This window comes from Vibrio sp. 10N.222.55.B11 (assembly GCF_041473705.1).
Lineage (GTDB): Bacteria > Pseudomonadota > Gammaproteobacteria > Enterobacterales > Vibrionaceae > Vibrio > Vibrio crassostreae_C.
The window spans coordinates 18,450-28,125 of the sequence record NZ_JBFRST010000079.1 but is presented as its reverse complement, the minus strand read 5'-3'; the positions used below and the strand labels follow the sequence as shown (position 1 = coordinate 28,125).

Genomic DNA, 9,676 nt, shown 5'->3' with positions numbered 1-9,676 from the left:
CTTAAGTGAACGGCATTAACCCTAAGGTGGCCGTTTTTCATTTCATTAAGTTTGAATTAGCTAAGCATTAAGCATTAAGCATGAGCAAGTGGAGTGGTTGATTGGCGTAACCATTCCAATGTATCACCTTCAACTAATGGGCTAACATCGTTCCATACTTTCTGGTGGTAATCATTAAGCCATGCAAGTTCAGGTCGTGTCAGTAAATCGACGTTGATGTTGCGCTTATCGATAGGGCAACGTGTTAGCGACTCAAACGTTAGTACTGAGAAGTCACCTTGAGTTGGCAGCTCAACCACCAGTTCTAGGTTTTCGATACGGATACCAAATTCATCTGCACGGTAGTAACCCGGCTCGTTTGATAACACCATGCCTTCAACAAGAGGTACATCGATTAGCTTCTTAGAGATGCTTTGCGGACCTTCATGAACACTTAGGAAATGACCAACACCGTGACCAGTACCGTGGTCGTAGTCGAAGCCTTCTGCCCATAAGTGTTGGCGAGCTAGAATATCAAGTTGGAAACCACGAGTACCCTGTGGGAAACGTGCACGCGCGATACCGATGTGACCTTTAAGCGCTAACGTGAACTGCTGGATCATTTCGTCGCTTGGCTGGCCAATCGCGATAGTTCGAGTGATGTCGGTTGTACCATCTAGGTACTGACCGCCTGAATCGACTAGGTAAAGAGTATTCATCTCTAACTGACCTGGTTCAGGTTGGTTCTCGTGGTTGTAGTGACACATTGCTGCGTTGCCGCCTGCTGCTGAAATCGTGTCAAAACTTAGGTCCATCAGCGTTGGGTCTTGTTCGCGGAATGATTGAACTTTGTCTGCTAGTACAGCTTCATTGTGCAGATTACCTTGCGTGACTTCTGCATCAATCCAAGATAGGAACTTCGCCATCGCAACACCATCACGAATGTGACACGCTTTCATGCCGGCAATTTCAGTTTCATTCTTTGCTGCTTTTGGCATTAGGCATGGGTCTGCTGCTTCAATGATATGAGCACCAGAGTTTTGTAGAACCAGCGTGTACCAAGCGTTACTGGTACCTGAATCGACAGATACATTTTTGCCTTCCAAAGATTGAAGGCGTGCTTCAAGCTCTGATGGGTGAGATACGCGTATACCATTGCCAACGTGTGCTTCAAAGCCCGTAGGAATACGAGCTGGGTCTAGGAAGAAGTCGACGCTTTCATCGGCGTGGATGATCGCATTGGATAACACAACAGGTAGGCGAGATACGTCCAAGCCGCGAATGTTAAGCAACCAACAGATCGAATCGAGTTCCGTAAGGATAGCGGCATCAGCACCTTTGGCTTTTAGTAAGCCAGCAATCTCCGCACGTTTGCTTTCACTTGATTGGCCTACTGCGTCTGTTGCCATTAAGCGAACATCAGATACCACCGGCTCAGGACGATCAGACCAAAGCTCATCAATTGGATTCGAAGATAGTGTTGTTAGTTCAACTTTCTCTGCCAGTTTAGCTTGAGCGCCTTTCAACCAAGCAGCAGTGTGCATGCGTGGGTCGAATGCAACCTTGCTGCCTTGTGCTAGAGAACTGGTGATCCAATCTAAAGCCGGCTCTTCAATAAGGTGGCGATACTCAAATAACTCTGCTGGTACCTGCTTACGAACCTGAACCGTGTAGCGACCATCAACAAAAATAGCAGCGTTCTCACGAGTGATAACTGCCGCACCAGCAGAGCCAGTGAAACCTGTTAACCAGTGAAGTCGCTCGTTATGAGCAGGAACGTATTCACCTAGATATTCGTCTTCATGTGGAATGATAACGGCATCTAGGTTGTTTGTTTCAAGCCAAGCTCGAACCGCAGCAACGCGTTCAGCAGTGATATTGTGCATCTGTGTTTATCCTTATTGTTAGGGTCCTTGTTAACACTCACAGTCGATATACATGCGAGGGGACTTATTAGGTCAATAAGCTAGCGCTTTTGTTCGTTTGCTGCAAACGCTGTACGCCATTTTTATCTAAGGTGCAGAGTTTTTTCTTTGATGATATCTCGCAGCCAAGTTAGCGCTGGGTCATTTTCTCTGTCACGGTGCCAAAACAGAGTGTATGCCATCGGTGGGAATTCCATTGGTAAAGGCACAACCACTAGGTCGAGTTGCTTGGCGACGAGGTAAGTAAAGTGGCTTGGTGCAGTAAACACAAAGTCGGTGTAAGTACACAGGCTTGCAGCGCTATTGAAGTCTGGAACAGAAATAGCGATATCACGTTGGTGACCAAGGTCGGCAAGTTTGTAGTCGAGTAGCCATCGATCGTTCCCATCACACCTTACTTGTACATGACGCTGCGCAAGGTAGGTTCCCAAATCCCATTTACCACGTAGAGCTGGGTGGTTACGCCTTAAGACACACATCTGTGCATCACGGTAGATCTCTTGTTCGCAGATGTCGTCTGGCGGCAGCATGGTTAAGCGCGCGTCGTTGATGTCGATGTCTTTGCCTGTGAGTCCGATATCTAACTCACCAAGCTGTAGCTTCTTAAAGGTTTGTTCGGTCCACGCATGGGTGTTGATATTAACCTTAGGTGCTTGTCGAAATATCGCCGGTAAGAAGTGAGGAAGAATCAGCGGGTAAACACTCTCAACGGCAGCAATGTGAAAGCTGTGGTCGCTATTGTTGGGAATGAATGTCTCAGGCTGAGTGAGAACATCAAGTTGGTTGATCAACGTTTCTAGCCGAGGCTTAAGGAAAACAGCTTTCGGTGTTGGACGTAGGCCATGAGCACTTCGTGTGAACAGGGGGTCATTAAATTGTTCACGAAGCTTGGCTAGCGACTTACTCACAGCCGATTGACTCAAGCACAATCGATGCGCAGTGCGAGTGACACTCAGCTCTTCCATCAGCACCTGCAAGCAAACCAGTAGATTGAGGTCGAGGCGTGATAGTTTCTCGATATTCATGTGAGTTTCCTATTTGGAATAATGCTAATGAGTATATGCCATTTTTGTTCATATCTTTAGTTGGTTATTATGCACCTAAATTAACTCATTCGGAGAATCTTGTGCCTTCTAACGCGCTTCCAACCCCTAGTAAACTGCAGGTTGCTTTATTGGCAATGTTGGTTTTATTTAGCCCTCTGGCTATTGATATCTACCTACCAGCTCTGCCACAAATTTCGACAGCGTTTCACGTGGAACATGCACTAGCACAAGATACGATTACCTGGTTTTTATTCGCCATGGGTGTCGGGCAATTATTTGCTGGCCCTTTGGCTGATAAGCTAGGACGTCGAACCGTTGCATTGGGAGGTGTTAGTATCTATGCATTGAGTGCTTGCTTGGCGTGGGCAGCTCAATCGATTGATATGATGCTAATGGCTCGGCTGCTACAAGGCTTAGGAGCTTGTGCGACTTCTGTAGCAGCCTTTGCAACGGTTCGCGATCTATTTGGCCCAGAGAAGAGTGGCCGTATGATCAGCTACCTTAATGGTGCAATCTGTTTTATTCCTGCTTTGGCACCCATTCTTGGCGCTTGGTTAACACATCAATTTGGTTGGCGCTCGAACTTTAGCTTTATGGCAGGCTTTGCTGTCGTTGTTGGCACTATCTTATTCTTCCAAATGAAAGAGTCTAACCCTGCGACAGAAAAGGTTGCGGTATTCAAGCTTGAGCGATACTGGTCAGTATTGAAAACACCATCATTCCTTTTCCACGCAACCTTGTGTCTGATGGCGATGGCGGTTATCCTCGCTTATGTAACCTCTGCACCAGTTGTGTTGATGGAAAACCTAGGCCTGACCATGAAAGAGTTTACTTTCTGGTTTGGTGTTAATGCGGCCATCAACATTGCAGCTGCGTTTACTGCACCTAAATTTATGGACCGTTTTGGTACCTATAAAGCACTGGTGGTTGGTATCTCGACGCTGGGCTTAGCGGGTGTGATTATGTTGGTGCTTGCTGAGCACGCTACTCCAATCGCGTTCATGCTACCGATCTTCTTATCGTCAGTTGGCTTTGCTTGGATTCTTGGTGCTGCGGCAGGTAAAGCTCTAGAACCTTTCGGTGACCGTGCGGGTACAGCTGCTGCGCTGCTTGGCTTGTTCCAAATGAGCGGTTCAGGGCTTCTTGTGGGTACCATGCAACGTCTTGATTTAACGTCGCAAGTGATGATTGCTCTGCAAATGTTCCTGATTGTTCCTGCGTTATTAGTGCTTGCGAGCAAAGCGGGTAAGTCTTGGCACACGACGTTTGCTAAGGCATAAGTTACAAGGGTGACAAAATATACAAATGGCGGTTTTCGAAACGTTAAAACATGGTATATTTGTCACTCATTGAAACGTTAGTCCCCAACGGAAAATACTGTAATGTCATTAACAACCTACGAAATGGCGCGCGTCTTAGAACAAATGGAAGATGCACCTGAAAAGGTCATGTTTGGTAAACTGCTTAAAGAGCTAGGCAACCAAAGTGAAGAGCGTATTCGCAGTGCGGCAAAACAAGTTCCAATCGATACTTTGCGAGATATCATTTACCAATTTCAGCGTGTGGTAGAGTCTCGTAAGGGTGAGCAGGTTCAGCTATTGGCAAAAGAACTTGCAGAGCAAGGCATCTCTGCTGAAGAGCTACAAGCTTTTCTAAATAAGTAAGCTTATCCCAGTTAAAAAAGAAACCACTCAATTGAGTGGTTTCTTGCGTTTGGGCTGTAGCATTTAGCTTTAGCAGTTCAAAAGAGGTGAAAACTTATTTTAATTCCTGAACTGCGCTTTCAAAACTCTATCAAGTGAGAATGGTCCTGCGCCCCACACGACAACGATAAGAATCATTAACCCCCAAAGCTGATGATCGTAGAAGCCTTGATCCCACAATACAGGGTAAGACACGACAGCAATGATATTGAAAACGAACAACACCGCAGCCATAGGTCGTGTTAATAAACCGAGCGCTAAAAACATCGGTAGAATTAACTCAGCGGCAGTGCCCATGTAAGCAGCCAATTCCCAAGGTAGCAGTGGCACTTGGTATTCCAATTCAAACAAGTAAAGCGTGCTATCCCAAGTAGCTATCTTGGTGAGTCCAGAATTAAAGAATACCCACGCCACCCAAAGGCGACAAAATAGTAGAAGCACTGGAACAAAAAGTGCCTGTGATTTCTCAATCAAACTGTCGTATTGAGCCATCATGTTCGTGACTGTGTTGTTATCCATGTTATGCCTCCAATTCGGCATTGATTGAAAAACCTGAGATGACGTTTAGCGCCATAACAGTATTCAGATGTTGTAGTAATAAAGGATCGATTGCTGAGAGTGTTCGACCTGATTGCAATTCAGTGAGGAGTTGGTGGCTCTCTTCACTCAAACTATGGCTCTCAACCTGTGAATTCTCAGCTCGGATTAACACCCCAAATTCAGCTTGGTTGATGTCTAGCCCATCAAGTTGCTGCTGATAGATGGCGTGTTCAAGCGCGATAATCGTGTAACTAGAATGAATCAGTGTTATTGAATCTTTGAGATGAAAGACTAAAGCGCCTTGTTGCTCTTGTGGTACATCTGCAAGGCAAGAAAGAGGTCTCTGGTCGACATGTGCTTGTGACGAAAACCTTACCAAGCTATCTTTCTGCCATTCATACAAAGCCACTTCACCGAGATAAGGTGCAGCCTCAATAACGGCAGGAAAGGCTTGGATAGTCTGTTCAAAGTGTTCACCGTAACCACTGACATCACCAGAGGTCGATGGATAATGTAAGACATGTTGACGAGCCATCTGTTGGAAGCACTCTTCACCAACCAACATTTCAGTGAGTGGGTAGGTTGCTGCCAGAACTTCGCTCAAGCTGATCACAAAGTTATTACGGTAAATCTGGATGCGTTGTTCATCGGTAAAATGGTCGCTCACTATGTCGCAGTACTCACCATTGTTTTGATAGCGTAGGGCGTTAGCAAACTCCAATTGAACCTCTGCTAGGGAGTGGCTCATGAGGCGCGACTCCTTTGGTTGAACTTGTCGTGTTGATACAAGATATCACTGGCTTTGGTTGCTTCAGCCAATAAAACTTGTGGCTCTGGGATATCGAGATCCCACTCAATCAAGGTATGGCGCAAACCATGTTGTGCAACCCAGTCAGTGTAGAGTTTCCAAACTTCGTCACAGACAGGTTTACTGTGTGTGTCTATCCAGATCTCACCTTGTTCAAGCTTCTTTTTGGTAAAACCTGCCAAGTGAATCTCTTCAACTTTGTCTGCTGGTATTCCGTTTAAGTACTCTTCACAACTAAAGCCATGATTAAAAGATGAGACGAAAATATTATTGAAATCGAGCAGTAGGCGACACTCAGTACGCTTTTGTACCTCAGCCAAAAACTCCCACTCAGGAATAGTAGAATGCTTGAAGGATAGGTAGCTCGATGGGTTCTCAATCAACATCGGGCGTTGCAAGCTGTCTTGAACCTCGATGACATTACGACAGAAGACTTCCAATGCTTCTTCTGTGTAAGGCAGCGGTAGCAAGTCATTGAAGTAATGACCACCTGTCTGACTCCAACTGAGATGATCAGAAACCAAGAAGGGCTCGATATCATCAATGAGTTCTTTTAACTGCATCAGATGATGTTGATTGATGCGCTCAACAGAACCTAGCGACAATCCAACGCCGTGACAACTTATGTTGTGTGCGTGACGAATCTCTCTCAGTTGTTGACGTTGCGGTGATTTCGCTAAAAAGTAGTTCTCGCTGTGCACCTCTAACCAACTCACTAAAGCTGGGTTTTGGCTAAAGAAGTCCAAGTGCGGTGTTCTAAGGCCAACCCCTGCGTTGGGATGAAGAGTTTGAGTCACAACGATTCTCCTAATGGAAAGTGGAGGTGAGCTGAATGTCAGCTCACCATACTAAGCAGCTCAATTATGATGATTGAGTGTTACCACCTGATAATTTGCCACACAGTCCTTTAGGAACGACCACGAATGCATCGGATTGGTTGTCTTCTTTGGCTGTACCCGCACATGAACTTGTTTTGGTTGCACAATCATTTTGGCCAGCTTTTGCAACGCCGTAGCATTTCTCTTTTGCTGCTGCTTCCGCAGGTGCTGATGTAAGAACTGCACCGCCGAACGCTAGTACACTTGTGATTGCAGCTGTAACAGCAAGATTAGAATTTTTCATAGTCATTCCCTCTAGGACTTAATAGTATTTTTATATCGCAGATTAATAAGTTGTTAACTTGCTTACTAAAAAGGATAGGAAGAACTCGGAAATAATTTCACTGCATTATAAAAAAAATCAATATTAATGATGTGTTAGCTATTAAGTTGCTGATTATATGATGTTATTTTTTGATTGTTTTTTCTTCTTATTATCCTAAACGCAGCCTAGTGTTTAGGTTATAATCAGCTTTTATGTATAAATACCCAGTAGTGAGCATATCCAATGATAGATCCTTCGCTTTTACTCGATGGCCTAAACGATAAACAACGTGAGGCGGTCGCAGCACCTTTAGAAAACCTACTTATTCTGGCAGGTGCTGGCAGTGGTAAAACGCGAGTGTTGGTGCATCGTATCGCTTGGCTGCAAAGCGTAGAGCAAGCATCACCGTTCTCTATTATGTCGGTTACCTTCACCAACAAAGCGGCAGCAGAGATGCGTGGTCGTATTGAAGAGTTGATGATGGGTAGTTCGTCAGGCATGTGGAACGGCACCTTCCATGGTATCTGTCACCGCATCCTTCGTGCTCACTACCTAGATGCAAAACTGCCAGAAGATTTCCAGATCATTGATTCTGATGATCAGATTCGTTTGCTACGCCGCTTAATCAAGGCGCAAAACCTCGATGAAAAGCAGTGGCCTGCTAAGCAAGCTTCTTGGTGGATCAATGGCAAGAAAGACGAGGGGTTACGCCCAAGTCACATTGACGCCTACCATGATCCAATAACTCAAACGTGGTTAAAGATCTATTCTGCTTACCAAGAAGCATGTGACCGTGCTGGTTTGGTCGACTTTGCGGAAATCTTGCTGAGATCGCATGAACTATTACGCGATAAGAAACACATTCGAGAGCATTACCAAGCACGCTTTAAGCATATCCTTGTCGATGAATTCCAAGATACCAACAACATCCAATACGCTTGGCTTCGGATGATGGCTGGCCCAGATTGTCGCGTGATGATCGTAGGTGATGATGACCAATCTATCTATGGTTGGCGTGGTGCGAAGATCGAAAATATTCAGAAGTTCTTGGATGAATTCCCAGGAGCTTCGACGGTTCGACTTGAACAAAACTACCGTTCAACTAAAACCATTCTGCAGGCGTCGAACGAGCTTATCTCGAACAACACCGAACGTATGGGTAAAGAGCTGTGGACCGATGGTAACGATGGCGAGCCAATCTCTGTGTACTCAGCTTATAACGAGCTAGATGAAGCACGTTTCACGGTCAGCAAAATCAAAGAGTGGCAAGAGAAAGGCGGTGCGTTAGAAGATACCGCGATGCTTTATCGTAATAACGCCCAATCTCGTGTTCTTGAAGAAGCTTTGATCCAAGGTGGTCTACCTTACCGAATCTACGGCGGCATGCGATTCTTCGAGCGTCAAGAAATCAGAGACGCCTTGAGCTACATGCGCCTCATGAGCAACCGCAGTAATGATGCCGCGTTTGAACGTGTGGTTAATACGCCAACGCGTGGCTTGGGTGATAAAACGTTAGAAACGATTCGTCTTGCTGCTCGTGATCGTGGTGCAACCATGTGGGAAGCCAGTGTTGCTTTGATAGAAGAGCAAGTGCTACCCGGTCGTGCTGCGGGCGCATTAAGTCGTTTTATCGAGCTGATTAATGCGCTTGAAGATGACACGTTGGAACTTAGCCTGCATGAACAAACCGACCACGTGATTAAATCGTCGGGTCTGTTTGCTATGTACGAGCAAGAGAAGGGTGAGAAGTCGAAGGCACGTATCGAGAACTTGGAAGAATTGGTAACGGCAACGCGCCAGTTTGAAAAGCCGGAAGAAGCGGATGAGATGAGCATGCTGACGGCGTTCTTAACTCACGCAGCTTTGGAAGCGGGTGAAGGTCAGGCCGATGAGTTTGACGATGCGGTTCAGTTAATGACTTTGCACAGTGCTAAAGGCCTAGAGTTTCCAATGGTGTTCATGGTGGGTGTCGAAGAAGGCATGTTCCCAAGCCAGATGTCGGCCGAAGAAGCGGGGCGTTTAGAAGAAGAGCGTCGCCTGTGTTACGTAGGCATGACCCGTGCGATGGAGAAGCTTTACATCACTTATGCTGAGATGCGTCGTCTGTACGGTCAGGACAAATATCATAAGCCATCACGTTTTATTCGTGAGCTGCCAGAAACCTGTCTGGATGAAGTGCGTATGAAAGCGCAAGTCAGCCGCCCTGCAAGCAGTGGTCGCTTTAGCCAAACCGCTGTGAAAGAGAACTTCAATGAAACAGGCTTTAGCTTGGGCTCTCGCGTGAAGCACCCTAAGTTTGGTGAAGGCACCATCATCAACTTCGAAGGAAGTGGCCCACAAAGCCGAGTTCAAGTGGCGTTTAATGGTGAAGGGATTAAGTGGTTAGTGACGGCTTACGCGCGTTTAGAACAGCTTTAATCTGCTACTTTAATATCTAAAAAGCAGTTTGGTCTTTAAAAACCGTTCAGCATTCAAAAGTAATCCGCATTAAAAACAGAAAGAGCAGCCAATGGCTGCTCTTTTTTATTGCTC

9 protein-coding genes are annotated in these 9,676 nt (G+C 45.9%); 3 read left to right on the top strand and 6 right to left on the bottom strand.

The genetic code is table 11. The features are described 5' to 3' along the window. Window positions 1-74 precede the first annotated feature (74 nt). Together AB4503_RS23570 and AB4503_RS23565 are read right to left on the bottom strand one after the other, a co-directional pair. Complete coding sequence (locus tag AB4503_RS23570) at window positions 75-1,865, bottom strand: aminopeptidase P family protein (protein ID WP_102393433.1); 1,791 nt, start codon at window positions 1,863-1,865, stop codon at window positions 75-77. Between the two features lie 122 nt (window positions 1,866-1,987). Then, complete coding sequence (locus AB4503_RS23565; RefSeq protein ID WP_102578815.1) at window positions 1,988-2,929, bottom strand: LysR substrate-binding domain-containing protein; 942 nt, start codon at window positions 2,927-2,929, stop codon at window positions 1,988-1,990. 101 nt (window positions 2,930-3,030) lie between these two features. On the opposite strand from AB4503_RS23565, the gene AB4503_RS23560 reads away from it, so the two are divergent. Both AB4503_RS23560 and AB4503_RS23555 read left to right on the top strand, forming a co-directional pair. After that, window positions 3,031-4,230 (top strand): multidrug effflux MFS transporter, encoded by a 1,200-nt coding sequence (locus AB4503_RS23560; RefSeq protein WP_029235524.1) that lies wholly within the window; start codon window positions 3,031-3,033, stop codon window positions 4,228-4,230. 102 nt (window positions 4,231-4,332) lie between these two features. Continuing rightward, window positions 4,333-4,614 (top strand): hypothetical protein, encoded by a 282-nt coding sequence (locus AB4503_RS23555; protein ID WP_009848181.1) that lies wholly within the window; start codon window positions 4,333-4,335, stop codon window positions 4,612-4,614. Between the two features lie 99 nt (window positions 4,615-4,713). Here the strand turns inward: AB4503_RS23555 and AB4503_RS23550 are convergent, their stop codons facing one another. The 4 genes from AB4503_RS23550 to AB4503_RS23535 all read right to left on the bottom strand — a co-directional run bounded on the left by AB4503_RS23550 (window position 4,714) and on the right by AB4503_RS23535 (window position 7,123). After that, complete coding sequence (locus tag AB4503_RS23550; RefSeq protein WP_017061322.1) at window positions 4,714-5,172, bottom strand: DoxX family protein; 459 nt, start codon at window positions 5,170-5,172, stop codon at window positions 4,714-4,716. Between the two features lies 1 nt (window position 5,173). Beyond that, complete coding sequence (locus AB4503_RS23545) at window positions 5,174-5,941, bottom strand: DNA-binding domain-containing protein (protein WP_017061323.1); 768 nt, start codon at window positions 5,939-5,941, stop codon at window positions 5,174-5,176. Further along, window positions 5,938-6,798 carry a DUF692 domain-containing protein gene (locus AB4503_RS23540; RefSeq protein WP_372115800.1) on the bottom strand — a complete coding sequence of 287 codons (861 nt, stop codon included), beginning with the start codon at window positions 6,796-6,798 and terminating at the stop codon, window positions 5,938-5,940. The genes AB4503_RS23545 and AB4503_RS23540 overlap by 4 nt, the downstream gene beginning before the upstream one ends. A 64-nt stretch (window positions 6,799-6,862) precedes the next feature. Continuing rightward, the gene (locus AB4503_RS23535; RefSeq protein WP_004736650.1) at window positions 6,863-7,123 is read right to left on the bottom strand and encodes a DUF2282 domain-containing protein; all 261 of its coding nucleotides are present in this window, start codon (window positions 7,121-7,123) and stop codon (window positions 6,863-6,865) included. A 264-nt stretch (window positions 7,124-7,387) separates the two neighbouring features. Between AB4503_RS23535 and uvrD the strand changes: the two genes are divergently transcribed. Continuing rightward, on the top strand, window positions 7,388-9,562 hold the full coding sequence (gene uvrD, locus AB4503_RS23530; RefSeq protein ID WP_017061325.1) for a DNA helicase II: 2,175 nt from the start codon (window positions 7,388-7,390) through the stop codon (window positions 9,560-9,562). The last annotated feature ends 114 nt before the right edge of the window (window positions 9,563-9,676 follow it).

Coding starts and splice junctions, on each gene's coding strand:
- AB4503_RS23570 (WP_102393433.1), bottom strand. CDS start 1,865: ATGCACAATATCACTGCTGAACGCGTTGCTGCGGTTCGAGCTTGGCTT.
- AB4503_RS23565 (WP_102578815.1), bottom strand. CDS start 2,929: ATGAATATCGAGAAACTATCACGCCTCGACCTCAATCTACTGGTTTGC.
- AB4503_RS23555 (WP_009848181.1), top strand. CDS start 4,333: ATGTCATTAACAACCTACGAAATGGCGCGCGTCTTAGAACAAATGGAA.
- AB4503_RS23550 (WP_017061322.1), bottom strand. CDS start 5,172: ATGGATAACAACACAGTCACGAACATGATGGCTCAATACGACAGTTTG.
- AB4503_RS23545 (WP_017061323.1), bottom strand. CDS start 5,941: ATGAGCCACTCCCTAGCAGAGGTTCAATTGGAGTTTGCTAACGCCCTA.
- AB4503_RS23535 (WP_004736650.1), bottom strand. CDS start 7,123: ATGAAAAATTCTAATCTTGCTGTTACAGCTGCAATCACAAGTGTACTA.
- uvrD (WP_017061325.1), top strand. CDS start 7,388: ATGATAGATCCTTCGCTTTTACTCGATGGCCTAAACGATAAACAACGT.